This is a genomic window from Micromonospora citrea (assembly GCF_049629545.1).
Classification (GTDB): Bacteria; Actinomycetota; Actinomycetes; order Mycobacteriales; family Micromonosporaceae; genus Micromonospora; species Micromonospora citrea_A.
Map to the genome: position 1 here is coordinate 1 of NZ_JBNADX010000013.1, position 26,998 is coordinate 26,998.

A 26,998-nucleotide genomic window follows, 5' to 3' on the forward strand; every position below is an offset into this window, starting at 1 on the left:
TCATAGAGTTACGGCGGTCATGGCGGAGGGGAAACGCCCGGTAACATTCCGAACCCGGAAGCTAAGCCCTCCAGCGCCGATGGTACTGCACTCGGGAGGGTGTGGGAGAGTAGGACACCGCCGGACAATCTTCCAGTCGAGGGCCGCCCCATCCGGGTCGGCCCTCGACTGCGTAGCGCCGTTGGTGGCGCAATGAGGAAGGATGTACCTGTGAGTTCAGGACCGCAGGGCGGAGATCGTCCGCGTCGTTACGAGGACCGTTCGGACCGCCCGCAGGGGCGGGACGCCGGCCAGCGTCGGGACGACCGTCCCCCGTACCGGGGAGATCGCGACGACCGGGGCGGCCAGCGCGGTGGCAACGGTGCCGAGCGTGGTCGCGACGGCGGGGGTTTCCGCGGCGGCGACCGCCGTGAGGGTGGCTTCCGTTCCAGCTCCCGCGACGGCGACTCTCGGGCCGGCGGTTTCCGCCGGGACGGTGACGCGCCGCGCGAGGGTGGTTTCCGTGGCGGTGACCGCCGTGAGGGTGGCTACCGTTCCGGCCCACGTGAGGGTGGCTTCCGTCGGGACAACGACGGCGGCTTCCGTGGTGGTGACCGTCGTGAGGGCGGCTTCCGCCGTGACGGCGAAGGCTCCCGTGACGGTGGGTTCCGCGGCGACGCGTCCCGTGGCGGCGACCGTCGCGAGGGCGGCTTCCGCCGCGACGGTGACGCGCCGCGTGAGGGCGGCTTCCGCGGCGGCGACCGCGAGCGTGGTTTCCGGCGCGACGGTGACAGCGGTCCCCGGAGCGGTGACCGCCGTGAGGGCGGCTTCCGTGGTGGGGACCGTCGTGAGGGTGGCTTCCGTGGCGGTGAGTCCCGTGGTGGCGACCGCCGTGAGGGTGGCTTCCGGTCCGGCCCCCGCGACGGCGACTCCCGGGCCGGCGGTTTCCGCCGGGACGGTGACGCGCCGCGCGAGGGTGGCTTCCGTGGTGGCGACCGTCGCGAGGGTGGGTTCCGTTCCGGCCCGCGTGAGGGCGGCTTCGGTGGCGGCGAGCGTCGCGAGGGTGGCTTCCGGGGCGGCGACCGCCGCGAGCACGGCGGGGGTGACCGCGAGCGTGGTTTCCGCCGCGACGGTGACAGCGGTCCCCGGGGCGCTGACCGCCGTGAGGGCGGCTTCCGCGGTGGGGACCGTCGTGAGGGTGGCTTCCGTGGCGGTGAGTCCCGTGGTGGCGACCGTCGTGAGGGTGGGTTCCGTTCCGGCCCGCGTGAGGGTGGCTTCGGTGGCGGCGAGCGTCGTGAGGGTGGCTTCCGCGGTGGCGAGTCCCGTGGTGGCGACCGTCGTGAGGGTGGGTTCCGTTCCGGCCCGCGTGAGGGTGGCTTCGGTGGCGGCGAGCGCCGTGAGGGCGGTTTCCGTGGTGGGGACCGTCGTGAGGGTGGCTTCGGTGGCGGCGAGCGCCGTGAGGGTGGCTTCCGTGGTGGGGACCGTCGTGAGGGTGGCTTCGGTGGCGGCGAGCGCCGTGAGGGTGGCTTCCGTGGTGGGGACCGTCGTGAGGGCGGCTTCCGCCGCGACGGCGAGGCGCCGCGTGAGGGCGGCTTCCGCCGCGACGGTGACCGTCGTGAGGGTGGGTTCCGTTCCGGCCCGCGCGAGGGTGGCTTCCGGGGCGGCGACCGCCGCGAAGGTGGTCCCCGTGGCGGTGACTCCCGTGAGGGCGGCTTCCGGGGTGGCGACCGTCGTGAGGGCGGCTTCCGCCGCGACGGCGAGGCGCCGCGTGAGGGCGGCTTCCGCCGTGATGGCGACCGCCGTGAGGGTGGCTTCCGAGGCGGCGACCGGCCGCGCCCGGAGCGGGGCGGCGATCGCGGTGGCTACGGTGACCGGCCCCGTCACGACGACCGGCGTGGCTTCGAGGACCGGCGCCCGGAGGGTGGCTTCGGCCCCGACCGGGAGCGCCACGACGAGGTCGAGGGAGCCCGGGGCGCCACGCCGGCGCTGCCGGACGAGATCTCCGCGAGCGACCTGGACACGGCGGTCCGCGCCGAGTTGCTCTCGCTGAACAAGCCGGTCGCCGAGACCGTCGCCCGTCACCTGGTCGCCACCGGTCAGCTGATCGACGAGGACCCGGCCGAGGCGCTCGCCCACGCGATGGCGGCCCGGCGGCTGGCCTCGCGGATCTCCGCGGTGCGGGAGGCTGTCGGGCTGGCCGCGTACCACGCGGGGGAGTGGCAGACGGCGATCGCCGAGCTGCGCACGTACCACCGGATGACCGGGTTGCAGAGTCACCTGGCGGTGCTGGCCGACTGCGAGCGGGCCCTGGGGCGTCCGGAGCGGGCGATCGACCTGTTCCGGGGCGCCGACCAGGAGAAGCTCGACAAGGCCGTCGCCATCGAGCTGCTGATCGTGGCGGCCGGCGCGCGCGGCGACCTCGGGCAGAAGGACGCCGCCGTGGCGATGCTCCAGGTCCCCGAGCTGACCGCCGACCCGGCCGAGCCGTGGACCGGCCGGCTGCGCTACGCGTACGCGGACGCGTTGCTGGCGGTGGGTCGACGTGAGGAGGCCCGGGAGTGGTTCTCCCGTGCCGCCGACGTGGACACCGACGGCGAGACCGACGCCGCGGAGCGGCTGCTGGAACTCGACGGCGTGCTGATCGAGGGCGACGACTCCGACGAGGAGCCGGCCGAGGAGACCGCCTCGGGTCCGGGCACCCCGGGCGCGGAGCCGGCCCGGCCGGACGCCGACCTGACCGCCGGCGACGACGAGGACGACGAGGACGACGAAGACGTCGACGACGAGGATGACGACGACCTCGACGAGGACGACGACGAGGACGACCTCGCCGGCGACGACGACCTCGACGGCGACGACGAGGACGACGACCTCGACGAGGACGACGACGAGGACGAGGACGACGACCTCGACGGCGACGGGCTTACCGGCGACGAGCGCGCCGAGGGGCAGGCCACCACGGTTGCCGACCGCGCCGCCGGCGACCGGCCGGCGGGCGCCGACGAGGCGGAGCCGGGTCAGCGATGACCGGAGTCGCCGGGGACCGGCTGGTCGACGGGTACTCGCTGGTCGTCTTCGACCTGGACGGGGTGATCTACCTGATCGACCGGCCGATCCCCGGCGCGGTCGAGGCCGTCGGCCGGCTGCACGCCGACGGCCGGGCGGTGGCGTACGCGACGAACAACGCCTCACGCCGCTCCAGCGAGGTTGCCGACCTGCTCACCGGGATGGGTGTGCCGGCCGAGCCGGCCGAGGTGCTGACCTCCGCCGCGGCCGCCGCCGAACTGCTGCGAGACCGGTTCCCCGCCGGCGCCCCGGTGCTCGTGGTCGGCGCGGAGGCGCTGCGCGCCGAGATCCGAGCCGTCGGGCTCACCCCGGTCGCCGGGGCCGACGAGTCGCCGGTGGCGGTCGTGCAGGGGTACGGCCCGCAGGTGGGCTGGGTGGACCTGGCCGAGGCGTCGGTCGCCATCCGGGCCGGGGCGACCTGGATCGCCACCAACATCGACCGGACCCTGCCCAGCGGGCGGGGCCCGCTGCCGGGCAACGGCTCCCTGGTGGCCGCCCTGCGGCACGCGCTGGACCGGGCGCCGGACGTGGTCGTCGGCAAGCCCGAGCCGGCCCTGTTCGCCACCGCCGCCCGGCGGGCGGGGCAGGGGCGGACGCTGGTGGTCGGCGACCGGCTGGACACCGACATCGAGGGCGCCCGGCGTGCCGGCCTGGACAGCCTGCTGGTGCTGACCGGCGTCAGCGACGTACCCGAACTGCTGGCCGCCCCCGAGGCGCGACGCCCGACGTACGTCTCCGAGGACCTGGCGGGGCTCTTCGACCCGGCGGCCGTGGTCGCCGTACCCGGGAAGCCGGAGACCGCGGGGTGGTCCGCCGCCCTGGTCGACGGCGCGGTGGAGTTGAGCGGTGCGGGCCGGTCGTTGGACGCGCTGGCGGCGCTCTGCGCGGCCGCCTGGTCCGGCGACCAGGTGTCGGGGGTGCGGCCCGCGACACCGGAAGCCGAGCGGGCGCTGGCGGCGCTCGGCCTGCCCGCCTGACGGCTCAGAGCAGCTTGCGCAGCTTCATCAGGTCGAACGGATTGGCCTTGATGGACACCCGGCGGGAGCCGATCGCCCTGGTGATGTCGAGCTGACCGTGTACCAGGGCGACCAGGTCGTCGCTGCCGCAGACCAGGGCGATCTTGGCCTTCGGGTCGTCGCCGTCGCTCAGGTCGACCAGCCGGCCGCCGGCGAGACGCCCGTGGAACGCGGTGTCCAGGTCGGTGATCCGGCAGGCCAGGGTGCGATCCAGGTCGATCTTCCCCTGCATCTCGGCGTGCCGGTCCAGCCTGGCCGCCAGATCCCGCAACGCCTGCCGGCACTCGTCCACGCTGGCCACCATCGTCTCCTCACCGCACGCCACGCCGTTCCCGGCACCGTACCGCAATGGGTCGTCGGGGGCGCCCGGTAGCGTGAGACCCGCACATCCCGCCCCGCGGAAGGACTCAGGCATGCAGGACGCGTGGCGCGCCTACCTCGAGTTGGCCATGGGCCTGACGGAGGCGCCCCGGAAGAAGGCCCAGGACGCCGTGCGCCGGGCGGTCGGCACCGGCGGCGCGACGGCCGCCCAGCTCCAGGCGCTCGCCGAGGAACTCCTCGCCACCGGCGCGGCCAACCGTGAGGCGCTGACCAAGCTGGTCCGCTTCGAGGTGGACCGGGCGCTGGGCGCGGTCGGGCTCGCCACCGCCGACGAGGTCGCCGAACTGACCCGCCGGGTGCACGAGCTGGAACGCGAGCTGCGCGAGGCCAAGGGCGGGCCGGGGGCGTACCTCGGCGCCGCCGCGCCGGACACCATCGTCCCGCCCCTCGGGGCACCGGCATCCACCGCTCCGGTCGGAGCCGGGACCGGCCCGAGCGGGGTCGGCGGGCCGTCCGCGACCGCGCCGACGAAGGCGGTGGCGAAGAAGGCGGTCGCGAAGAAGGCCGTGGCGAAGAAGGCCATCGCCCGCAAGCCGCCGGCCACGGTCTCGACCACGCCGGGCGAGCCGGCCGCCCCCGCCGCCCGGCCGGCCAAGAAGGCGGCGCCGCGTCGACCCGCCACGGGCGGCGAGCAGTGACCGCCCGGTGGGGGAGCCGGTCGTGACGGGCCCGTTCCGTCCGGGTCCGCCGCCGGGCGGCGCGCGTCCCGGTCCGCCGCCGGGTGCCCGTCCGGGTCCGCCGCCGGGGCCGCGTCCCGGTCCGCCGCCGGGCGGATCGTACGAGGAGGTCGGCGAGGCGCACCACCCGGCGGTGGACGCCGCCGTACAGGCGATGATCAACGCGGAGGGGCTGCCCCCGGCCGACCAGATCGCCCAGTACGAGGCGGCGTACCAGACGCTGCGGGAGACCCTCGCCACCATCGACCAGACCTGAACGACCGGAGAACCACCCCATGGCACGTCGTAACCGTCTCGACGCCGAACTCGTCCGTCGCGGGCTGGCCCGCTCCCGGGAGCAGGCCGCCGCGCTGGTCGAGGCCGGCCGGGTCCAGCTGCGTGGGGTGCCGGCCCGCAAGCCCGCCGCGATGGTCGACCCCGCCGACCCGCTGCGGGTCACCGGCGAGGACCCGTCCACCGAGTACGTCTCGCGCGGCGGGCACAAACTGGCCGGCGCGCTCGCCGCGTTCGCCCCGGACGGGCTGACCGTCGCCGGCCGGCGTTGCCTGGACGCGGGCGCCTCCACCGGCGGCTTCACCGACGTGCTGCTGCGTGCCGACGCGGCCGAGGTGGTCGCGGTGGACGTCGGCTACGGCCAACTCGCCTGGCCGCTGCGCACCGACGAGCGGGTCCGGGTCTTCGAGCGCACCAACGTCCGTACGCTGACTCCCGAGGCCATCGGTGGCGAGGTCGACCTCACGGTGGCGGACCTCTCCTTCATCTCGCTGCGCCTGGTGCTGCCCGCCCTGGCCGGGTGCACCCGGGTCGACGGCGACCTGGCGCTGATGGTCAAGCCGCAGTTCGAGGTCGGCAAGGAGCGCGTCGGCGCAGGCGGCGTGGTCCGGGACCCGGCGCTGCGCGCTGAGGCGGTGCTCGACGTCGCGGCGGCCGCCGCCGATCTCGGGCTGGGCCTGGCCGATGTGGCCGCCAGCCCGCTGCCGGGGCCGAGCGGCAACGTCGAGTTCTTCGTATGGTTACGCCGGGGCGCGCCGGCGGCCGACCCCGAGCGGGTACGCGCCGTCGTGGCGGCCGGGCCCGAGGGCCTGGCGACCTCCGGCGTGCTGCCGGAGGCGGAATCCGGGGAGGTGTCAGGGTGAGCGACGAGCGGAGCCCGGTGATCGGGTACGGGAGGCTGGTCGGCGTGAGCGTCAGCGACTGTTCGAGCCCCGCCGCCGCACGCGCGGAGGTCGGCCGGTGAGCCGTACCGCGCTGCTGGTGACGCACACCGGCCGTCGGCGCAGCACCGAGCACGCCCGGGCGGTCGCCGCCGACCTGATCGCCGCCGGTTTCGAGGTGCGGGTGGTCGCCGAGGAGGCCGACGACCTCGACCTGCCGGGCGTGGTGCCGGTCACCGGCCCGGAGGCGGCCGAGGGCGCCGAGATCGTCTTCGCCCTCGGTGGCGACGGCACCTTCCTGCGCGCGGCCGAACTGGCCCGCCCGGCGAAGGTACCGCTGCTCGGCATCAACCTCGGCAAGGTCGGCTTCCTCGCCGAGGCGGAGATCGACGACCTGGACCTGGCCGTGCGTGACGTGGTCGGGCGCAACTACACCGTGGACGAACGGCTCACCCTCGACGTGACCGCCGAGTTCGACGGCGGGCCGACCATCGAGTCCTGGGCGCTCAACGAGATCAGTGTCGAGAAGGGCGAGCGGGCCCAGATGCTGGAGCTCCTCGTCGACGTGGACGGCCGGCCGCTGTCGCGGTACGGCTGCGACGGGGTGGTCTGCGCGACCCCGACCGGCTCCACCGCGTACGCCTTCTCGGGCGGCGGCCCGGTGGTCTGGCCGGAGGTGGAGGCGCTGCTGCTGGTGCCGATCAGCGCGCACGCGCTGTTCAGCCGCCCGCTGGTGACCGCGCCCACGTCCACCATCGCCATCACCGTGGACCCGTTCACCACCCTCGCGGTGCTCTGCTGCGACGGCCGGCGGGTCTTCGACCTCCCACCGGGGGCCAGGGTGACGGTGCGTCGCGGCGCACTGCCGGTGCGTGTCGTCCGGCTGCGGGACCGGCCGTTCACCGACCGGCTGGTCGCCAAGTTCGACCTGCCGGTCCAGGGCTGGCGGGGCAGCCGCAGGTGACCGGCCACCCGGCGGGGTGAGCCGGGCCGGCTGTCCACAGGCGGGCCGCGCCGGCTGGTCAACTGTCGGGGGCCGCGTCTACTGTCGGTTGCTGTGCTGGAAGAGCTGCGCATCACCGGACTGGGCGTCATCGAGGACACCACGCTGCCGTTGACCGGCGGGATGAACGTCATCACCGGCGAGACCGGTGCCGGCAAGACGATGGTGGTGACCGGCCTCGGCCTGCTCTTCGGCGGCCGGGCCGACGCCGGGCGGGTCCGCGCCCAGCCGGGCCGGGCGCTGGTCGAGGGGCGGCTGCGCCTCGACGGCCGGGTCGCCGACGCGGTGCACGCCCGGATCGTCGACGCCGGCGGTGAGCCCGACGAGGACGGCTCGCTGCTGATGAGCCGTACGGTCACGGTGGAGGGTCGTTCCCGGGCCCACCTGGGCGGGCGCAGCATGCCGGTGTCGATGCTCGGCGAGGTCGGCGAGCAGGTGGTGGCGGTGCACGGCCAGTCCGACCAGCTGCGCCTGCTGCGTCCGGCCGAGCAGCGGGCCGCGCTGGACCGGTTCGCCGGCCCGGCGCACGAGAAGCTGCTCGACGCGCTGCGCGAGGCGTACGCGCGGTGGCGGCACGTCGTCGACGACCTGGCCGACCGGCGGCGCAACGCCCGCGAGCGCAACCAGGAGGCCGACCTGCTGCGGCTGGGGCTGGACGAGATCACTCGGGTCGACCCGCAGCCGGGTGAGGACGACGAGCTGAAGGCCGAGGCGCAGCGCCTGGAGCACGCCGAGGGGCTGCGCACCGCGGCCCAGCTCGCCCAGCAGTGCGTGGCCGGCGGGGTGGAGACGGCCGACGACACCCCCGACGCGACGACCCTGCTCGGCACCGCCCGGCGCACTCTGGAGGCGCAGGCCGGCACCGACCCGGCCCTGGGCGAGCTGGCGGCCCGCCTGGAGGAGGCGGCGACCCTGGTCGCGGACGTCTCCGCCGAGCTGTCGGCGTACCTGGCGGCGCTGGACGCCGACCCGGCCCGGTTGCAGACCGTCTACGAGCGGCGGGCCGCGCTGCGCGCGTTGACCCGCAAGTACGCCGACGACGTCGACGGCGTGGTGGCCTGGGCCGAACGGGCCCGTACCCGACTGTCCGACCTGGACACCTCCGACGAGTTGCTCGACGAGCTGGACAAGGAGGCCCAGCGCCTGGCCGGCGAGGTGGCCGACCTGGCCGGCCGGGTCTCGGCCTCGCGACGGGAGGCGGCGACCCGCTTCGCCGAGCAGGTCACCGTGGAGCTGGCCGGGCTGGCCATGCCGCACGCCCGAATCGAGGTGGCCGTCCTGCCGCGCCCGGCGGGCAAGAGCGAGCCCACGCTGACGGTCGACGGCGCGCAGGTGGGCGTCGGTCCGGACGGGGCCGACGAGGTGGAGCTGCGCCTGCTGGCCCACCCGGGCGCGCCCTCGCTGCCGTTGCAGCGCGGCGCCTCCGGCGGTGAGCTGTCCCGGGTGATGCTCGCCATCGAGGTGGTTTTCGCCGGCTCCGGCGGCCCGCCCACCCTGGTCTTCGACGAGGTCGACGCCGGGGTCGGCGGGCAGGCGGCGGTGGAGATCGGCCGCCGGCTGGCCCGGCTGGCCCGCAGCCACCAGGTGCTGGTCGTCACCCACCTGCCGCAGGTCGCCGCGTTCGCCGACCGGCACCTGGTGGTGGCGAAGGACACGGGGGGAGCGGTGACCACCAGCGGGGTGCGGGTGGTGGAGGACACCGAGCGGGCCCGTGAGCTGGCCCGGATGCTCGCCGGTTTGCCCGACTCGGACCTGGGTATCGCTCACGCCGAGGAGCTTCTGGCCGTGGCGGCCAAGGAAAGGCGGCCCTGACCGCCACGATTGTGAGCGGAGGCACACCGGCCTGCGCTCCGGTGTGCTTCCCTGGGTAGGCGGCCCTGCTCAGGCATGTCGCGACAGAAAAGCCTGCCTCACATGCCAGGATGGTCACGATGCGTCTACCCACGTTGCGCCGGACCCGGAACGCGGACCCGGGCTCAGTCGTCGGCACCGCCCGCCTCGACCGTCGTACCAAGCGGCTGGTCGGCCGGCTCCGCCCCGGCGACATCGCGGTCATCGACCACGTCGACCTGGACCGGGTGGCGGCCGACTCGCTGGTCGCCGTCGGCGTCGCCGCGGTGCTCAACGCCAAGCCGTCGGTCTCCGGCCGCTACCCCAACCTCGGCCCCGAGGTGCTGGTGGCCGCCGGGATCCCGCTCCTGGACGACCTCGGCGAGGGGATCTTCGAGCGGGTCCGCGAGGGCGACACCGTCCGGATCGAGGGCAACACCGTCTACGTCGCCGACGAGCCGGTGGCGCACGGCGAGCTCCAGGACGCCGAGACGGTGGCCAAGGCGATGGCCGACGCCCGGGAAGGACTGTCGGTCCAGCTGGAGGCGTTCGCCGCCAACACCATGGACTACCTCCGGCAGGAGCGCGACCTGCTGCTGGACGGGGTGGGCGTACCGGACATCCAGACCCAGATCCAGGGCCGGCACTGCCTGATCGTGGTCCGCGGCTACGACTACAAGGACGACCTGGACGTCCTGCGCCCGTACATCCGGGAGTTCAAGCCGGTGCTGATCGGCGTGGACGGCGGCGCGGACGCCCTGGTCGAGGCGGGCTACACCCCCGACATGATCATCGGCGACATGGACTCGGTCACCGACGACGTGCTGCGCTGCGGGGCCGAGGTGATCGTGCACGCGTACCCGGACGGGCGGGCCCCGGGCCTGCCCCGGGTCACCGGGCTGGGTGTGCCGGCGATCACCTTCCCGGCCGCCGCCACCAGCGAGGACCTGGCCATGCTGCTGGCCGACGAGAAGGGCGCCTCGCTGCTGGTCGCCGTCGGCACCCACGCCACCCTGGTGGAGTTCCTGGACAAGGGGCGCGGCGGCATGGCGTCCACCTTCCTCACCCGGCTCAAGGTCGGCGGCAAGCTGGTCGACGCCAAGGGCGTGAGCCGGCTGTACCGGCAGAGCATCTCCGGCTCGTCGCTGCTGCTGCTGGTCCTCTCGGCGGTCGCCGCGATGGCTTCCGCGGTGGCGGTCTCCACCGTCGGGAAGGCGTATTTGGGCGTGGTCTCCGAGTGGTGGGACAATTTCGTGTTCCAGCTCGGCCAGCTCTTCTAGCTCCCGACCGATCAAGAGGCTGCAAGCGTGATCAACTTCCGGTACCACGTGGTGTCCCTGACCGCGGTCTTCCTGGCGTTGGCCATCGGCCTGGTGGTCGGCACGGCCGCCCTCAACGGCCCCGTGGCGGACTCGCTCAAGGAGAACGTCAACGCGCTGCGCAAGGACAACCAGCAGATGCGCCAGTCGGTCAACAGCATGCAGAAGGAGCTGGAGCTCGAGGAGGAGTTCGCCGCGCAGATCGCGCAGGTCGTCCTGCCGGGCAAGCTCACCGGCAGGCGGGTGCTGCTGCTCAGCACCCCGAGCGGGCGGGAGCACACCGAGGGCGTGCTGAAGATGCTGGAGCTGGCCGGCGCCGACGTCACCGGCCGGGTCGACGTCCAGGACAAGTTCATCAACCCGGACAACAACACCAACCTGATGGAGTTGGCGGTCACCGCCGCCCGCCCCAGCGCCCCCGCCTCCGCGCTGCCCGGCAACGGCAACGGCGTGGAGACCTCCAGCGCCCTGCTGGCCAGCGTCCTGCTCGACCGGCCCCAGGGCACCCCGGCGGTGCCCGAGGCCGACCGCAAGGCGGTGCTGACCGCGTACTCCAACGGCGGCTACCTCACCGCCGAGGAACCGGTCAGCGGGGCCGCCGAGGCGGTCGTGGTGGTCAGCGGGCAGCCGTACGTGGACAAGGACTCCGCCAAGAAGGACGAGTCGGTGGTGAAGATCGCCGAGCAGTTCGACCGTACCGGCGCGATCGTCGTCGGCGGCAACGGCTCCGACGGCGGCAACCTGGTCGCCATCGTGCGCGGCGACCCGGTCCTCGCGCAGACCATCTCCACCGTCGACAACGCCAACACCGTGCAGGGACAGCTGGTCACCACGCTCGCCCTGGTGCAGCAGCTCACCGAGAAGAAGGCCGGCCAGTACGGCGTCGGCGACAACGCCGCCGATCTGCTGCCTAGACTGCCCCAGTGAGCGAACGACGTACCCCGGTGACCGGATCCCGCCCGCCCGTGCCGTCCGGGAGTGCCGCGTGAGCGCGCTCGGGCGGCTGCTGGCCGCCGCCGTCGGCGCCGCCACCGCCCGTTACGCGCTGCGGGAGATCCGCACCGCCCCGGTCGGTCCGGCGCTGGAGCGGACCAACTTCCGCGGCCGTACGGTCACCCTGGCCGCCGGGCCGGCCCTCGCCGTCGGCGCGGCCGGCGCCGGGGCACTCGGCGCCTCCAGCGTCCCCTCCGGCGCGGCCGCGCTGGTCGCCGGACTCGGCGCCGGCGCGGTCGGGCTCTACGACGACGTGGTGGGCGCCCGCCCGGAGCAGAAGGCCGCCAAGGGCTTCACCGGGCACCTCGCCGCGCTGCGCGAGGGCCGGGTCACCGCCGGCACGGTCAAGGTGCTCGGGGTCGGCGCCGCCGGCCTGGGCGCCGCCGCGCTGCTCGCCGCCGACCCCCGGGTCGCCGCGCACCGCCGCCGGCAGCGGCAGGGCACCCTCGGCCGGACGGTCGACGTGCTGCTCGGCGCCGGCGTGGTGGCCGGCACCGCCAACCTGCTCAACCTGCTCGACCTGCGCCCCGGCCGGGCGCTGAAGTCCGGCCTGCTGCTCGGCGCCCCGCTCGCCCGCGGCCCGCACGGCGGCATCGCCGCCGGGGCGGTCGGCGCGGCGTCCGGGCTGCTCGGGGAGGACCTCGACGAGCAGGTGATGGTCGGCGACAGCGGCGCCAACGCGCTCGGCGCGCTGCTCGGCGTGGCTCTCGCCGCGCGTACCGGCCCGGTCGGGCGGGCCGCCGTCCTGGCCGTGCTCGCCGGGCTCACCGCCGCCAGCGAGAAGGTCAGCTTCACGGCTGTCATCCAGCGCACCCCCGGCCTGCGCGAGCTCGACGAGCTGGGCCGGCGATCCGACTGACGTGACCAGACCGGCACCCCTCGCCGGCGCCGGCCGGGTGGCCGGAGCGGCCGCCCTCATCGCCGTGCTCACCGTGGTCGCCCGACTGGCCGGCTTCGGTCGTACCGCCGTGTTCACCTGGACCCTGGCCCCGACCGACCTGGGCGGGGCGTACGTGGTGGCCAACGCCGTACCGAACGTCATCTTCGAGATCGTGGCCGGCGGGGCGCTGGCCAGTCTCGTCGTACCGCTGCTGGCCGGGCCGGTCGCGGCCGGTGACCGGCGGGCGGTGAACGCCACCACCGGCGCCCTGCTCACCTGGACGCTGACCCTGCTGGTGCCGCTGGCGCTGCTGGTGGCGCTCGCCGCCGGCCCGATCGTCGGCCTGCTCGGCGAGGGCCTGAGCGACGCCCAGCAGGCCAGCGGCGAACGGATGCTGCGGATCTTCGCCCCGCAGGTGCCGCTCTACGGCGTCGGCATCGTGCTGACCGGGGTGCTCCAGGCGCACCGGCGCTTCGCCTGGCCGGTGATCGCGCCGCTGCTCAGCAGCGTCACCGTGATCATCGTCTACCTGACCTTCACCGTCGCCGAGGGGCGGCTGGCGACCGTGGGCGGGGTGAGCCGGGGCGGCGAGCTGATCCTCTCCGGCGGCACCACCGCCGGGGTGGTCGTGCTCTCGTTGTCGCTGCTGGTCCCGCTGCGTCGGCTCGGGCTGCGGCTGCGCCCCGGGTACGGCTTCCCGGCCGACGCCCGCGCCCGGGTCGGCGGGCTGGCGGTGGCCGGGGCGGTCACCGTCACCACCCAGCAGATCGCGCTGGTCGTCAGCCTCAACCAGGTCACCTACGGCGCCACCACCAATCCCGGCGTCTACCAGCTCGCCCAGACGGTCTACCTGCTGCCGTGGGCGGTGCTGGCGGTGCCCCTGGCCGTTGCCGCGTACCCGACCCTGGCCGCCGCCCGGGCCGCCGACGACGAGGAGGCGTACCGGCGGACCCTGGCCCCCGCGGTCCGGGGGGTGCTGGTCTTCAGCAGCCTCGGCGCCGCCGCGCTGGTCGGTGTCGCCGCGCCCATCGGCTGGTTCTTCTTCCCGCCGGACGCCGCGCCCGCCGCCGCCGCGGCGATCGCCGGCTTCGCCCCCGGGCTGCTCGGCTACGGCCTCTTCGCCGTGCTCACCCGGGCCCTCTACGCCCGGGGCGAGACCCGCACGGCGACCTGGGCCACGGCCGTGGGCTGGCTGGCCGTGCCGGTAGCGGTGCTGCTGCTCGGCGCGCTCCTGCCGTTGCCCGACCGGGTGCTCGCCGTGGCCCTGGCCAACTCGGCCGGCATGCTCCTCCTCGGTGGCCTGCTGCTGCTCGCGGTGGCCCGCTCGGCCGGGCGCCCGGCGCTGGCCGGGGTGGGCCGGGCGGCGGCCGCCGGCCTGGCCGCCGCCACGCTCGCCGCGCCCGCCGGAGCGGCCACCGCCGGGTGGCTCGCCGACCTCGGCGGCGGCACCCCGACGACAGCGGGGGCGCTCGTGCAGGGCATGCTGTCCGGGGCCGTGGTCGGGGTCGTGTTCCTCGCCGTGGCCTGGCTGACGGACCGGCCGGACGTGCAGCCGCTGCTGGCCGGGATGCTGCGCCGCCTCGTCGGCCGCCGTCGCACGACGCCGCGCGACCGGCAGGACGGCGGCGCTGCCGGACCAGGCGACGGGAAGGAGACGGTGTCCCGGTGAGCGCGAGGAGTGAGCCGGGTTTGCGAGCCCCGCAGTCGCGAGCGACGGTGGGTTCGGTGAGCGCGAGGAGTGAACCGGGTCTGCGAGCCCCGCAGTCGCGAACGAGAGGTGAGCACGGATGACCGACGCGACGCCGGCGCCGGGCCGGCCCGGCACGGTGGTCCTGCTGCTCGCCTCCAGCACCGGCGGCGTGGGCCAGCACGTGCGCTCCGTGGCCCGGGGTCTCGCCGCGGCCGGCACCCCGGTGCTGGTCTGCGGGCCCGCTGCCACCCAGGACCAGTTCGACTTCACCGGCGTCGGGGCCCGTTTCGCGCCGGTGGAGATCCCGGCCAGCCCCACGCCCGCCGACGCGCGGGCCGTCTCCGCGCTGCGCCGGACGCTCACCGCCGAGGCCGTCCAGGTCGTGCACGCCCACGGGCTGCGCGCCGGGCTGGTCGCGGCGCTCGCCCGGCCCGCCGCGCCGCTGGTCGTCACCTGGCACAACGCGGTGCTCGCCGGCGGGCTGCGCGGGCAGCTCTCCCGGCTCGCCGAGCGGATGGTCGCCCGCGCCGCCCGGGTCGCGCTGGGCGCCTCCACCGACCTGGTGGAGCGCGCCGCCGCGCTGGGCGCCGCCGACGCGCGCCTCGCCCCGGTCGCCGCGCCGACCCTGCCCGCCCCGCGCCGCCGCCGGGCCGCCGTGCGCGCCGAGTTCGGTGTCGCCGCCGACCAGCCGCTGGTCCTCTCGGTCGGTCGGCTGCACCCGCAGAAGCGGTACGACGTGCTGGTCGACGCCGCCGCCCGCTGGCGGGGCCGGACCCCGCCGCCGGTGGTCGTCATCGCCGGCAGCGGGCCGGCGTACCTGCAACTGGCGGCCCGGATCTCCACCGCTCGCGCGCCGGTGACCCTGCTGGGCCACCGCACCGACGTGGCGGACCTGCTCGCCGGCGCGGACGTGGCGGTGGTGACCAGCGACTGGGAGGCCCGTCAGCTCTTCGCGCAGGAGGCGTTGCGGGCCGGCGTGCCGCTGGTGGCGACCGCCGTGGGCGGGCTGCCGGAGCTGGTCGGCGACGCCGCGGTGCTGGTGCCGGCGGGCGACGTCGACGCGGTCGACGCGGCGGTGCGCACCCTGCTGGACGACCCGAGCCTGCGGGCCGACCTGGTCCACCGCGGCGCCGCCCGGGCCGCCAGCTGGCCCACCGAGGAGGACACCGTCGCCGCGCTGGTCGCCCTCTACGCCGAACTGGGCCCCGACCCCGCCGGGCCGGCGACGCCCGGCGCGGACACCCCGTCGACGGGACGCCGGTGATGCTGCGCAGACTCACCCCGCTCCTGCTCACCCTGCTCGTGGTGGTGCTCGGCGTGACCGCGCTGGCGGCGCGTCCGGAGACCGGCGTGCCCCGACGCACCGCAGACTTCGTGGTGCTGGCCGGCGTCGCCGGGCTGCGCTGGGAGGACGTCGACCCGCAGACCACGCCGACGTTGTGGCGGATGGCCCAGCAGGGCTCGATCGGGTCGCTGTCCACCCGCTCCGCGCACCGCCCCACCTGCCCCGTCGACGGCTGGCTCACCCTCGGCGCGGGCAGTTACGCCGCCTGGAACGGCAGCCGCCAGCAGGGCGCCTGCCCGCCGGCCAACGTCGCGGTCGAGCAGCCCGACGGGATCGGCGCGAACCTGCCGGACCAGGGCAGCGTGGTCGCCCACAACGCCGACCGGCTGCCCTGGGGGGCGGTGCCCGGCTCGCTGTCGGAGTCGGTGCGCTGCTCGGTGGCGGTCGGCCCGGGCGCCGCCGTCGCCGCCGCGCGTCCCTTCGGGCGGGTCGACCGGTACGCGGCCGAACTGCCCGAGGACCCCGCCGACCTGCTCGGCTCCTGCGTGCTCAGCATCGTCGACCTGGGAACCGTGGCGGGCGACGACCCGGCGGTGCGCGCCGAGGAGGCGCGGGCGGCGGACGCCGCGCTGGCGAAGGTGCTCGCCGCGCGCCCGCCCCGCTCCCTGGTCATGGTGGCCGGGATCTCCGACACCGAGGCGCCGTCGCGGCTGCACGTGGTGGTCGCCGACGGGCCCGGCTGGGAGGGTGGCTGGCTCACCTCGGCCAGCACCGCCCGGGAGGGCTACCTGCAACTGGTCGACCTGGCGCCGACGGCGCTCGCCGCGCTGGGCCGGCCGATGCCCGAGCGGCTCTTCCTCGGTCGTCCGGCGGTCCGGATCGCCGACCGCCCGGACGACCTGGCCGCCGCGATCGCCGCCCCCGCCGACGCCGACCGGGAAGCCGGCGCCCAACGGACCGTCGCCGGCTGGTTCTTCGCCCTGCTCGCCCTGGCCGAGGTAGCCCTCTTCGTGGCGGTGCTGCCGCTGCTGCGTCGGGCCCGCCGGCTCGCCGGCCCGCACAGCCCGCCGCCGGTCTCCCGGCGGGTGGTGGCGACCGTCGAACTGCTGCTGATCGCCGTCGCCCTCGCGGTGCCGGCCGCCCTGCTCGCCGACGCGGTGCCCTGGTGGCGCGGCGACGACGCGGGCTGGTGGTTCGGGCTGGTCACCCTGGCCCTGATCGTCGCCACCACCGCCCTGGTGCGTTTCGCCCCCGGCCACGACCGGACCCTCGGGCCGCTCGGCGCGGTCGCCGGGCTGGCCACGCTGATCGTCGGGGCGGACGTGCTCAGCGGCGCCCGGTTGCAGCTCAACGGCGTGGTCGGCTACTCGGCCCTGGAGGGTGGCCGGTTCTCCGGCCTGGGCACCATGGGCCTCGGGGTGTTCCTCGCCGGTTCGCTGCTCAGCGCCGGCTGGCTCGCCCAGCGGTTCCGTCGTGGGTGGCGGCCGATGGTGGTGGTCGCCGTCGGTGGCACGGCGGTGGTGGTGGTCGGCAGCCCGTACCTCGGCGCGGACCCGATCGGCGCGGTGGCGCTGACCGCCGGGGTGGCCGTGGCCGCCGCGATCAGCACCGGCGGCTGGCTGACCGTCAGCCGCCTGGTCTGGGCCGGCATGGCCGGCCTCGCGCTGACCATCGGGTACGCCGTGGTGGACCTGCGCCGGCCGGCGGAGGAGCGGGGCGCGCTGGGCCGCTTCCTCGCCGCCCTCGGCGACGGCACCGGCGGGTTGACCGTGCACCGGTCCAGCACCGCGAACTTCGACACCCTGGTGAACAGCCCGCTGACCGTGCTGGCCGTGGTGGGCGCCCTGCTGGTCTGGTTCGCCCTGCTGCAGCCCTGGGGCGGGCTGATGCGGCTGTTCGGCATCTACCCGGCGGTGCGCGCCGCGATGGCCGGCACCGCGGTGGCGGCGGTGATCGGCGGGGTGCTCGGTGGCTCGGCCCTGGACGTGGCCGGGGCGGCCGGCGCCCTGGTGGTGCCGATGGCGGCGCTGGCCTCGCTGCGGGTGCTCGACCACTCCACCGACCGCACCCGGCCGGGGGCCGGCCGGCAGCGCGGCGACGGGCCGGACGGGCCGGCCTCGGGCGGCACGCCGGACGACGGGCCGGACGGCGGCAGCGCCCCGGCCACCGGCGGAACGGACGACGCGGACGCCGCCGGGCGTACCCCGGCCGGGGCCGGCGTGGACGGCGGCGGGTCCGGGGACGACGCCGCTCCGGCGGCCGGCGACGATCGGCACGGCGAGGACCGCGGCGGCGAGGACGGCGACGGCCCGGACGCCGGTGGCCGGTCGGCGGGGGAGGGCGACCATGCCGGGACGGGTGGGCCGGTCGTGCCCGTCGCCCGCACCCCGGACCGGGCCGCGCAACCGTCGACCGAGGTCGCGGCGGGGTGACCGGTTCCGCTCGCGACGTGCCAGGTCGGGTGCGACGCCGGGTCGGGGCCGGGGAGGTGTTACCGTGGAATCCCGTGGATCGCGTGATCACTTTGCTGATCGGCACGGCGGTTCGCACGACCGCTACGGACGACACGGGAGCAGGCCTTGGCCCCTTCAGCACGGACGACCAGGCACATTTTCGTCACCGGGGGCGTCGCCTCCTCGCTGGGTAAGGGCCTCACCGCCTCCAGCCTCGGCAACCTGCTGACCGCGCGCGGGCTGCGCGTGGTGATGCAGAAGCTCGACCCGTACCTCAACGTCGACCCGGGGACGATGAACCCGTTCCAGCACGGCGAGGTCTTCGTCACCGAGGACGGCGCGGAGACCGACCTCGACGTCGGGCACTACGAGCGCTTCCTGGACCGGGCGCTCTCCGGCAAGGCGAACGTCACCACCGGCCAGATCTACTCGGACGTGATCGCCAAGGAGCGGCGCGGCGAGTACCTGGGCGACACCGTCCAGGTCATCCCGCACATCACCAACGAGATCAAGTCCCGGATCCTCGGCATGGCCGACCCGGACGCCGACGGCCAGGTGCCCGACGTGGTGATCACCGAGGTCGGCGGCACGGTCGGCGACATCGAGTCGCTGCCGTTCCTGGAGGCGATCCGTCAGGTCCGCCACGACCTGGGCCGGGACAACTGCTTCTACCTGCACGTGTCGCTGGTGCCGTACCTGGCCCCGTCGGGCGAGCTGAAGACCAAGCCGACCCAGCACTCGGTGGCGCAGCTGCGCAGCATCGGCATCCAGCCGGACGCGCTGGTGCTGCGCTGCGACCGGGACATCCCGGACAAGGTCAAGGAGAAGCTGTCGCTCTACTGCGACGTGGACTCCGAGGCGGTCGTCGCCGCCCCGGACGCGCCGAGCATCTACGACATCCCGAAGGTGCTGCACCGCGAGGGCCTCGACGCGTACGTGGTGCGCCGGCTCGGCCTGTCCTTCCGTGACGTGGACTGGGCCAGTTGGGACGACCTGCTCGACCGGGTGCACCAGCCGCACCACACGGTGACCGTCGCGGTGGTCGGCAAGTACGTCGACCTGCCCGACGCGTACCTGTCGGTCAGCGAGGCGATCCGGGCCGCCGGCTTCGGCCACCGGGCCCGGGTGCAGCTGCGCTGGGTGCCCAGCGACGACTGCGTCACCCCGGCCGGCGCGGCGGCCGCCCTGGCCGGCGCGGACGGCATCCTCATCCCCGGCGGGTTCGGCGTACGCGGCATCGAGGGCAAGATCGGCACCGCCCGGTACGCCCGGGAGAACGGCATCCCGCTGCTCGGGCTCTGCCTCGGCCTGCAGTGCATGACCATCGAGGTGGCCCGTCACCTCGCCGGCCTGGACGGGGCGAACTCGCTGGAGTTCGACGAGGAGGCCACGCACCCGGTCATCGCCACCATGGCCGACCAGGAGGACATCGTCGCCGGCAAGGGCGACCTGGGCGGCACCATGCGGCTCGGGGCGTACCCGGCGAAGCTGGCCGAGGGGTCGATCGTCGCCGAGGCGTACGGCAGCACCGAGGTCAGCGAGCGGCACCGGCACCGGTACGAGGTGAACAACGCCTACCGCGACCAGCTCACCAAGGCCGGCCTGCACATCTCCGGCACCTCGCCGGACGGGCGGCTGGTGGAGTTCATCGAGCTGGACCGGAGCCTGCACCCGTTCTTCGTGGCCACCCAGGCGCACCCCGAGTTGAAGAGCCGTCCGACCCGTCCGCACCCGCTCTTCGCGGCGTTCGTCAAGGCGGCCGTGGCGTACTCGGAGGCGGACCAGCTCCCGGTCGACCTGGACGCGGTGGCCGACGCCCCGGCGGCGAAGAAGCCGTCGCGCAACGGCGCCTCGGCGAAGGCGGCGTCCGCGTCGTGAGCGCCGTCGAGCACCGCTACGAGCTGCGCGACCGGCAGGAGCGCTACCGCGGGCGGATCTTCGACGTGGTCACCGACGAGGTGACCATGCCAGGCGGCGGCACCGCCACGCGCGACTACGTCCGGCACGTCGGCGCGGTCGCCGTGGTGGCGCTCGACGACGCCGGCCAGGTGGTGCTGGTCCGGCAGTACCGACAGCCGGTCGGGCGGCACCTGTGGGAGCTGCCCGCCGGTCTGATGGACGTCGACGGCGAGGACCTGCCCGTCGCCGCGGCGCGGGAGCTGGCCGAGGAGGCCGACCTGACCGCCGGCACGCTCGACCTGCTGGTGGACGTGCACACCTCGCCGGGCTTCTCCGACGAGGTGGTCCGGGTCTTCCTCGCCCGGGACCTGGCCGACGTCCCCGCCGACCAGCGTCACGAGCGCCGCGAGGAGGAGGCGGACATCCAGATCGTCCGGCTCGACCTCGACGAGGCCGTCGGCATGGTGCTGGCCGGGGAGATCACCAACGGTCCGTGCGTGGCCGGGCTGCTGGCCGCCGCCCGGGCCCGCGACGCCGGCTGGTCGGCGCTGCGCCGGGCCGACGCCCCGCTGCCCCGCTGACCGATCTCGGGTACGCCCGGAAGGGGCCGCACGGTTCGCCGTGCGGCCCCTTCCGCGTCCGCGCCGGTGTCCCCGCGCGTCGGCCGTCCCGTGCAGCCGTGCGGTCCCCGTACCGTGCGCCCGTGCCTCCCGTTCCGTGCGTCCGTGCGTCGGCCGTCCCGTGCGTCCGTGCGTCGGCCGTGCGTCCGCCGTCCCGTGCGTCCGGCGGCGTCGGGCGTCGTCCCGGACACGGAGCGTGTCGGCCGGCACCGACCGGCACGGCGTCGACACGCGGCGTGCCTCCTCCCGCTTCCGACCGGCGGCACCCACCGCACGGTGCGACGATGAGGGGTGAACGCCGAGCGGGGGCGCGGGCCGTACGCCTGACACATCGTCAGGCGCTTCGCGCACCGGGTGTCACTGTGCTGGCTCCCGGAGCGAGGTCGCGCGCCTAGACTGCCGCCGGCGGGACCGGTCGACCGCGCCGGCAATGGGGCCGGCGCGGGGCCGAGCAGTCGGGGAGTGCGCAGCCCCGGAGAGAGGTGCTTGCATCGTGAAGGTCGGAATCCCACGCGAGGTCAAGAACCACGAGTACCGCGTGGCGATCACGCCGGCGGGCGTCAACGAGTTCACCCGCCACGGGCACGAGGTCTTCGTCGAGTCCGGCGCCGGCGTCGGGTCGAGCATCACCGACGACGAGTTCGCCGCGGCCGGCGCCAAGATCCTGGGCACCGCCGACGAGGTGTGGGACACCGCGGAGCTGGTGCTCAAGGTCAAGGAGCCGATCGCCGAGGAGTACCACCGGATGCGCGAGGGGCAGGTGCTCTTCACCTACCTGCACCTGGCCGCCTCGAAGGAGTGCACCGACGCGCTGGTCGACCGCAAGGTCACCGGCATCGCGTACGAGACCGTCGAGCTGCCCGACCGGTCGCTGCCGCTGCTCGCCCCGATGTCCGAGGTGGCCGGCCGGCTCGCCCCGCAGGTGGGCGCGTTCTACATGATGCGCACCGGCGGTGGCCGGGGTGTGCTGCCCGGCGGCGTCTCCGGCGTGTACGCGGCGAAGACCGTCGTCATCGGCGCCGGCGTCTCCGGCCTGAACGCCGCCGCCATCGCGCTCGGCCTGCAGTCCGAGGTGCTGCTGCTGGACAAGAACGTCGCCCGGCTGCGCCAGGCCGACGCCATCTACCGGGGCCACCTGCAGACGGTCGCCTCCAACGCGTACGAGATCGAGCGGGCGGTGCTCGACGCCGACCTGGTCATCGGTGCGGTGCTGGTGCCGGGCGCGAAGGCCCCGAAGCTCATCTCCAACGAGCTGGTCAGCCGGATGAAGCCGGGCAGCGTGCTCGTCGACATCGCCATCGACCAGGGCGGCTGCTTCGAGGACTCGCGCCCCACCACGCACGCCGACCCGGTGTACAAGGTGCACGACTCGATCTTCTACTGCGTGGCGAACATGCCCGGCGCGGTGCCGAACACCAGCACCTACGCGCTGACCAACGTCACCCTGCCGTACGCGTTGGAGCTGGCCAACCAGGGCTGGCGGCAGGCGCTGCGCAACGACCCGGCGCTGGCCCTGGGCCTGAACACCCACGACGGGCAGGTCGTCTACGGGCCGGTCGCCGAGGCGCACGGCATGGCGACCCTGCCGCTGACCGAGGTGCTGGCCTGACCGCGACACGGGAGCCGGCCGGCGCGGGTGTGGAGCCCGCGCCGGCCCTGCGCCGTGCCGTGCGTGGCTACCTCGACCACCTGACCGTCGAGCGCGGACTGTCGGCGAACACGCTGTCGTCGTACCGCCGGGACCTGGAGCGGTACCTGACCACCCTGGCGACGGCCGGGGTCACCGACCTCGCCGCCGTCGGTCCCGGCGTCGTCGAGTCGCACCTGGCCCGGCTGCGGGCCGGCGACGACGAGCACCCGCCGCTGGCGGTCTCGTCCGCGGCCCGGGCCGCGTCCGCCGTGCGCGGGCTGCACCGCTTCGCCCTGCGCGAGGGGATGGCCGGGGCGGACCCCAGCCGCGACGTCCGCCCGCCCACGCCGCCGCGCCGGTTGCCCCGGGCGCTGCCGGTGCACGACGTGGTCCGGCTGCTGGAGACCGCCGGGGACGCCACCGGTGACGGCGCGGCGCTCGCGCTGCGCGACCGGGCGCTGCTGGAGTTCCTGTACGGCACCGGCGCGCGCATCTCCGAGGCGGTCGGCGCGGCGGTCGACGACCTCGACGTCGACGAGGGCGCCGCCACCCTGCGCGGCAAGGGCGGCCGCACCCGGCTCGTGCCGATCGGCGGGTACGCCGTGCAGGCGCTGCGCGCCTGGCTGGTGCGGGCCCGCCCCGGGCTGGTCGCCGCCGGGCGGGGCACCCCGGCGGTCTTCGTCAACGCCCGCGGCGGCGCGCTCACCCGCCAGGGCGCCTGGACCATCCTGCGCCGGGCCGCCCAGCGGGCCGGTCTGCCGGTGGACGGGCCGCACGCGGTCTCCCCGCACACCCTGCGCCACTCGTACGCCACCCACCTGCTCGACGGCGGCGCCGACGTGCGCATCGTGCAGGAACTGCTCGGTCACGCCTCGGTGACCACCACCCAGGTGTACACGCTGGTGACCGTGGACCGGCTGCGCGAGGTGTACGCCACCGCCCATCCCCGCGCCCTCGGCTGACGCTCCGGGGCGTACCCGGCCGGTGGGAGGCCCGACACGCCGGACCGGTACCGAACGCGCCGCTGGTCGGTGGCGTAGAGTCGGCTTCGGCGCGGACCTCCTGGGAGCGACATCCGGGGTGCGCAGCGGCGCCGCGAAGGACGTCGGACGGCTCCGACGCCGGGTGGTCGTCGGGAGGGGGCAACGAGGACATGGCTGGCAACGGTGACCGTGCCGACGCCTGGACGTCGGAGCTCCGCGAGCAGCAGGCGTCGCTCGGCGCCGACCTGGGTCCGGCCGACCCGGCGGCCTACACGATGCGCAAGCCGATCCCGGAGCCGATGCCCACCGACCGGCACGGCCCGGCGCGGATCATCGCGATGGCCAACCAGAAGGGTGGCGTCGGCAAGACCACCACCACCATCAACCTGGGCGCCGCGCTCGCCGAGTACGGCCGCAAGGTGCTGCTGGTCGACTTCGACCCGCAGGGTGCGCTCTCGGTGGGGCTCGGCGTCAACCCGCACAACCTCGACCTGTCGGTCTACAACCTGCTCATGCAGGACGACGTCACCGCCGAGGACGTCCTGATCAAGACCGACGTCGCCGGGCTGCACCTGCTGCCGGCCAACATCGACCTCTCCGCCGCCGAGATCCAGCTGGTCAACGAGGTCGCCCGGGAGATGGCGCTGGCGCGGGTGCTGCGCACCATCCGCAAGGAGTACGACTTCATCCTGATCGACTGCCAGCCCTCGCTGGGCCTGCTGGCGATCAACGCGCTGACCGTCGCGCACGGGGTGCTCATCCCGCTGGAGTGCGAGTTCTTCAGCCTCCGTGGCGTGGCGCTGCTGCTGGACACCATCGACAAGGTGCGCGAGCGGCTCAACTTCGACCTGGAGCTCGAAGGCATCCTCGCCACCATGTACGACAGCCGCACCACCCACTGCCGGCAGGTGCTCCAGCGGGTGGTCGAGGCGTTCGGCGACAAGGTCTACCAGACCGTGATCACCAAGACGGTCAAGTTCCCCGAGTCCACCGTGGCCGGGGCTCCCATCACCACCCTCGACCCGGCCTCCTCCGGTGCCCGCAACTACCGGCAGCTGGCCCGTGAGGTGATCGCCGCCCAGGCCGACCGGTAGCCGGAGCGCTGGACGTCCGCGACGTGGACTACGGTCTTCCGGTGACCGCGCCACCCCTCGACCCGCCCGCGACGCCGCGGCAGCCGCCCGTGGTGGCGGCCGAGGTCGCCGCCGAGGTGGCGACGGACGCGGCCGGTGTGCCGGCGGCGGAGCAGAGCAGCGGATTCACCGTCCGGCTGGCGAACTTCACCGGCCCCTTCGACCTGCTGCTGCAACTGATCAGCAAGCACAAGCTCGACGTCACCGAAGTGGCGCTGCACCGGGTCACCGACGAGTTCATCGCCTACATCCGCGCCATGGGCGACCAGTGGGACCTCGACGAGACCAGCGAGTTCCTGCTGATCGCGGCCACCCTGCTGGACCTGAAGGCGGCCCGGCTGCTGCCCGCCGCCGAGGTGGAGGACGAGGAGGACCTCGCCCTGCTGGAGGCGCGGGACCTGCTCTTCGCCCGGCTGTTGCAGTACAAGGCGTACAAGGAGGCGGCGACGCACATCGCCGCGTTGGAGGCGGTCGGCGGCCGCCGGTACCCGCGCGCGGTCACCCTGGAGCCCCGCTACGCCGAGGCGCTGCCGGACCTGGTGCTCGGCATCGGTCCGGAGCGGCTGCGCGCGCTGGCCGTGCGGGCGATGACCCCGAGGCCGACGCCCGAGGTGTCCATCGCGCACGTGCACATGGTCCGGGTCAGTGTCCGGGAGCACGCCGAGATCATCACCGGGCGGCTGCGCCGCGCCGGCACCGCCACCTTCTCGCAGCTCTGCGCCGACTGCGAGATGACCCTGGAGGTGGTGGCCCGGTTCCTGGCGCTGCTGGAGCTGTACCGGCAGGGGCTGGTCGCCTTCGTCCAGGAGCAGGCGCTGGAGGAGTTGACCGTCCGGTGGACCGGCCCCGCCGAGGGCGACACCGAACTGCACGTCGACGAGTACGCCGGCGCGACCGAGGCGTCCGACGCCGACCCGGCCGCGAGCGGGTCGGGCGACGCCCTGCTGGCCCGCCCGCGAGTCTCCTCCGGCCCGGCCGACGTGGTGGCCTCGGGCAGCGGCGACCCGGGTGGCGACGGCGACCGTCGCGGCGATGACCCGGGTGGCGACGGCGTCCCCGGCGGCGCCACCGGTGACCTGGGTGGGAACGACGAGGAGCAGTGCGATGAGTGACGAGGAGCGCCGGGACTCGCTGGCGGATCAGGCCGCCGCCTGGATCCCCCCGTGGGAGCGCCCCACCCCGCCCAAGGAGCCCACCTCCGACCCCGCCACCCCGGCCTCGGCGCCCGATGAGCGGGGCGAGGCCGAGATCTTGGACAGTTACCGTTCGTCAGGAACGGAAACTCTCCAAGATCTCGCCGCCGACCTGGCCGCATCGGTGCCGTCAAGCGGGTCGGCGGTCGATGCTGAGTCGACCCGTCACGGCGGACCGACCGCACCGACCGCCGCCGGCGCGGAGTCGGCCGGCGTCGGTCCGGACAGCGCCGCGCGGTCCGGCACCGGCCAGAGCGCCGCCGCCAATGCCGACGCCACCGCGGAAGTGAGCGACGCCGAGACGCCCGGCGCCGCCGCGCGAAGCACCGCGTTGCCCGCCGCCGCCGTCGACACCGACACCGACGCCGACCCCGACAGCGCCGCGCCCACCGGGGACGTGCCGGCGGAGGGCGGCGCGGTGGGCGTACCGGGGAAGCGGGGGCGGCGGCGGGCGACGCCCGCACCGGAGCCGGCGCCGGTGCTGGACGACGCCGAGCTGCGCGGCGCGTTGGAGGCGATCCTGCTGGTGGTGGACGAGCCGGTCAGCGAGTTGACCCTCGCCCAGGTGCTGGAGCAGTCCCCGGAGCGGATCGGACCGGTGCTGGACGAGATCGCCGCCGGGTACACCGCCGCCGGGCACGGCTTCGAGCTGCGCCGGGCCGCGGGTGGCTGGCGTCTCTACACCCGGCCGGAATACGCGACCTACGTCGAGCGGTTCGTGCTGGACGGGCAGTCGGTGCGGCTGACCCAGGCCGCGCTGGAGACGCTCGCGGTGATCGCCTACCGGCAGCCGGTGACCCGTTCACGGATCGCAGCCATCCGGGGTGTGAACTCCGACGGGGTCATCCGTACCCTGGTCTCCCGCGGGCTGGTCGAGGAGTGCGGCGCCGAACCGGACAGCGGGGCGTTCCTCTATCGGACCACCACGATGTTCCTGGAGAAGCTGGGGCTGAACTCGGTCGCCGACCTTCCCCCGCTCGCCCCGTTCCTCCCCGACGACGTAGAAGAGCTTGCCGATGCGACGCGATAACCGTGCCCCGAAGCCCGACGCCCCCGTGTACGAGGGCGCCGAGCGCCTGCAGAAGGTGCTCGCCGCCGCCGGCGTGGGCTCCCGGCGTGCCTGCGAGGACCTGATCTTCCGGCGTCGGGTCACCGTCAACGGGCGGGTCGCGCAGCTCGGCGACAGGGCCGATCCGACCCGGGACGTCATCCACGTCGACGGGGAACGGCTCCAGGTCGACACCCGCCTGGTCTACCTGGCGATGAACAAGCCGCGCGGGGTGGTTTCCACCATGGCGGACGAGAAGGGACGCACGGCGCTCGCCGACTTCCTCGGCAACCGGGTGGAGCAGCGGGTCTACCACGTCGGGCGGCTCGACGCGGACAGCGAGGGCCTGCTGCTGCTGACCAACGACGGCACCCTGGCCCACCGGCTGATGCACCCCTCGTACGGGGTGCCGAAGACGTACCTGTGCGAGGTGTCCGGGCCGATTCCGCGCAACCTGGGCAAGCGGCTCGCGGCCGGGGTGGAGCTGGAGGACGGGCCGGTGACGGTGGACTCGTTCAAGGTGGTGGACACCCTGGGCAAGACCGCCCAGGTGGAGCTGACCCTGCACGAGGGGCGCAAGCACATCGTCCGGCGGCTGCTGGCCGAGGTGGGGCACCCGGTGGCCCGCCTGGTCCGTACCTCGATCGGACCGATCCGCCTCGGTGACCTGCGCTCCGGGCGGACCCGGCGGCTGACCAACGCGGAGGTCGCCGCCCTGTTCAAGGCCGTGGGTGACTGACCCCCTCGATCGGGGTACGGCTGCCGG

General features: G+C 75.1%; 23 protein-coding genes and 1 rRNA gene. 22 read left to right on the top strand and 2 right to left on the bottom strand.

Features of this window, described 5'->3' with window-relative positions; all coding sequences use genetic code 11:
- Positions 1–9: 9 nt before the first annotated feature.
- Positions 10–126: ribosomal RNA gene (gene rrf, locus ACPFP2_RS15660) — 5S ribosomal RNA — on the top strand.
- Between the two features lie 90 nt (positions 127–216).
- On the opposite strand, the gene ACPFP2_RS15665 is transcribed toward rrf, so the two are convergent.
- Positions 217–1,929: a hypothetical protein gene (locus ACPFP2_RS15665; protein WP_424089902.1), complete on the bottom strand. Its 1,713-nt coding sequence runs from the start codon at positions 1,927–1,929 to the stop codon at positions 217–219.
- Between the two features lie 87 nt (positions 1,930–2,016).
- Between ACPFP2_RS15665 and ACPFP2_RS15670 the strand changes: the two genes are divergently transcribed.
- Positions 2,017–3,006 carry a Replicase polyprotein 1ab gene (locus ACPFP2_RS15670; RefSeq protein ID WP_424089903.1) on the top strand — a complete coding sequence of 330 codons (990 nt, stop codon included), beginning with the start codon at positions 2,017–2,019 and terminating at the stop codon, positions 3,004–3,006.
- Positions 3,003–4,022: an HAD-IIA family hydrolase gene (locus ACPFP2_RS15675; RefSeq protein WP_424089904.1), complete on the top strand. Its 1,020-nt coding sequence runs from the start codon at positions 3,003–3,005 to the stop codon at positions 4,020–4,022. The genes ACPFP2_RS15670 and ACPFP2_RS15675 overlap by 4 nt, the downstream gene beginning before the upstream one ends.
- A 4-nt stretch (positions 4,023–4,026) precedes the next feature.
- On the opposite strand, the gene ACPFP2_RS15680 is transcribed toward ACPFP2_RS15675, so the two are convergent.
- A complete protein-coding gene (locus ACPFP2_RS15680; RefSeq protein ID WP_424089905.1) occupies positions 4,027–4,362 on the bottom strand; it encodes an SCP2 sterol-binding domain-containing protein in 336 nt (111 codons plus the stop codon).
- A gap of 112 nt (positions 4,363–4,474) precedes the next feature.
- Here ACPFP2_RS15680 and ACPFP2_RS15685 point away from each other — a divergent pair, with 112 nt between their 5' ends.
- From ACPFP2_RS15685 to ACPFP2_RS15775, 19 genes are all read left to right on the top strand, one after another.
- The gene (locus ACPFP2_RS15685) at positions 4,475–5,080 is read left to right on the top strand and encodes a phasin family protein (protein WP_424089906.1); all 606 of its coding nucleotides are present in this window, start codon (positions 4,475–4,477) and stop codon (positions 5,078–5,080) included.
- A 22-nt stretch (positions 5,081–5,102) separates the two neighbouring features.
- Positions 5,103–5,375, top strand: a complete 273-nt coding sequence (locus ACPFP2_RS15690) for a hypothetical protein (RefSeq protein ID WP_424089907.1) — start codon at positions 5,103–5,105, stop codon at positions 5,373–5,375.
- A 19-nt stretch (positions 5,376–5,394) separates the two neighbouring features.
- On the top strand, positions 5,395–6,255 hold the full coding sequence (locus tag ACPFP2_RS15695; protein ID WP_424089908.1) for a TlyA family RNA methyltransferase: 861 nt from the start codon (positions 5,395–5,397) through the stop codon (positions 6,253–6,255).
- A gap of 97 nt (positions 6,256–6,352) precedes the next feature.
- A complete protein-coding gene (locus ACPFP2_RS15700) occupies positions 6,353–7,237 on the top strand; it encodes an NAD kinase (RefSeq protein WP_424089909.1) in 885 nt (294 codons plus the stop codon).
- Between the two features lie 93 nt (positions 7,238–7,330).
- Positions 7,331–9,088 carry a DNA repair protein RecN gene (gene recN, locus ACPFP2_RS15705; RefSeq protein ID WP_424089910.1) on the top strand — a complete coding sequence of 586 codons (1,758 nt, stop codon included), beginning with the start codon at positions 7,331–7,333 and terminating at the stop codon, positions 9,086–9,088.
- A gap of 119 nt (positions 9,089–9,207) precedes the next feature.
- Entirely contained in the window at positions 9,208–10,386 is a 1,179-nt protein-coding gene (gene steA / locus ACPFP2_RS15710; protein ID WP_424089911.1) for a putative cytokinetic ring protein SteA, read from the top strand.
- Positions 10,387–10,413: 27 nt separating this feature from the next.
- A complete protein-coding gene (locus ACPFP2_RS15715) occupies positions 10,414–11,352 on the top strand; it encodes a copper transporter (protein ID WP_424089912.1) in 939 nt (312 codons plus the stop codon).
- Between the two features lie 58 nt (positions 11,353–11,410).
- A complete protein-coding gene (locus ACPFP2_RS15720) occupies positions 11,411–12,277 on the top strand; it encodes a hypothetical protein (protein ID WP_424089913.1) in 867 nt (288 codons plus the stop codon).
- A gap of 1 nt (position 12,278) precedes the next feature.
- Positions 12,279–13,967, top strand: coding sequence for a murein biosynthesis integral membrane protein MurJ (gene murJ / locus ACPFP2_RS15725; RefSeq protein ID WP_424089914.1), 1,689 nt, complete (start codon positions 12,279–12,281; stop codon positions 13,965–13,967).
- 118 nt (positions 13,968–14,085) lie between these two features.
- Entirely contained in the window at positions 14,086–15,252 is a 1,167-nt protein-coding gene (locus ACPFP2_RS15730; protein WP_424089915.1) for a glycosyltransferase family 4 protein, read from the top strand.
- Positions 15,252–17,705 (top strand): hypothetical protein, encoded by a 2,454-nt coding sequence (locus tag ACPFP2_RS15735; RefSeq protein ID WP_424089916.1) that lies wholly within the window; start codon positions 15,252–15,254, stop codon positions 17,703–17,705. Before ACPFP2_RS15730 ends, ACPFP2_RS15735 begins: the two co-directional genes overlap by 1 nt.
- 147 nt (positions 17,706–17,852) lie before the next feature.
- Positions 17,853–19,604: a CTP synthase gene (locus ACPFP2_RS15740; RefSeq protein WP_424089917.1), complete on the top strand. Its 1,752-nt coding sequence runs from the start codon at positions 17,853–17,855 to the stop codon at positions 19,602–19,604.
- On the top strand, positions 19,601–20,206 hold the full coding sequence (locus ACPFP2_RS15745) for an NUDIX domain-containing protein (protein WP_424089918.1): 606 nt from the start codon (positions 19,601–19,603) through the stop codon (positions 20,204–20,206). The genes ACPFP2_RS15740 and ACPFP2_RS15745 overlap by 4 nt, the downstream gene beginning before the upstream one ends.
- Positions 20,207–20,738: 532 nt before the next feature.
- On the top strand, positions 20,739–21,854 hold the full coding sequence (gene ald, locus ACPFP2_RS15750) for an alanine dehydrogenase (RefSeq protein ID WP_424089919.1): 1,116 nt from the start codon (positions 20,739–20,741) through the stop codon (positions 21,852–21,854).
- The gene (locus ACPFP2_RS15755; protein WP_424090038.1) at positions 21,851–22,837 is read left to right on the top strand and encodes a site-specific tyrosine recombinase XerD; all 987 of its coding nucleotides are present in this window, start codon (positions 21,851–21,853) and stop codon (positions 22,835–22,837) included. The genes ald and ACPFP2_RS15755 overlap by 4 nt, the downstream gene beginning before the upstream one ends.
- A gap of 191 nt (positions 22,838–23,028) precedes the next feature.
- On the top strand, positions 23,029–23,952 hold the full coding sequence (locus ACPFP2_RS15760) for a ParA family protein (protein WP_424089920.1): 924 nt from the start codon (positions 23,029–23,031) through the stop codon (positions 23,950–23,952).
- Between the two features lie 41 nt (positions 23,953–23,993).
- Positions 23,994–25,103 carry a segregation and condensation protein A gene (locus ACPFP2_RS15765; RefSeq protein ID WP_424089921.1) on the top strand — a complete coding sequence of 370 codons (1,110 nt, stop codon included), beginning with the start codon at positions 23,994–23,996 and terminating at the stop codon, positions 25,101–25,103.
- A gap of 205 nt (positions 25,104–25,308) precedes the next feature.
- Positions 25,309–26,214, top strand: coding sequence for an SMC-Scp complex subunit ScpB (scpB, locus tag ACPFP2_RS15770; protein WP_424090039.1), 906 nt, complete (start codon positions 25,309–25,311; stop codon positions 26,212–26,214).
- Positions 26,201–26,971, top strand: coding sequence for a pseudouridine synthase (locus tag ACPFP2_RS15775; protein WP_424089922.1), 771 nt, complete (start codon positions 26,201–26,203; stop codon positions 26,969–26,971). The genes scpB and ACPFP2_RS15775 overlap by 14 nt, the downstream gene beginning before the upstream one ends.
- Positions 26,972–26,998 lie beyond the last annotated feature (27 nt).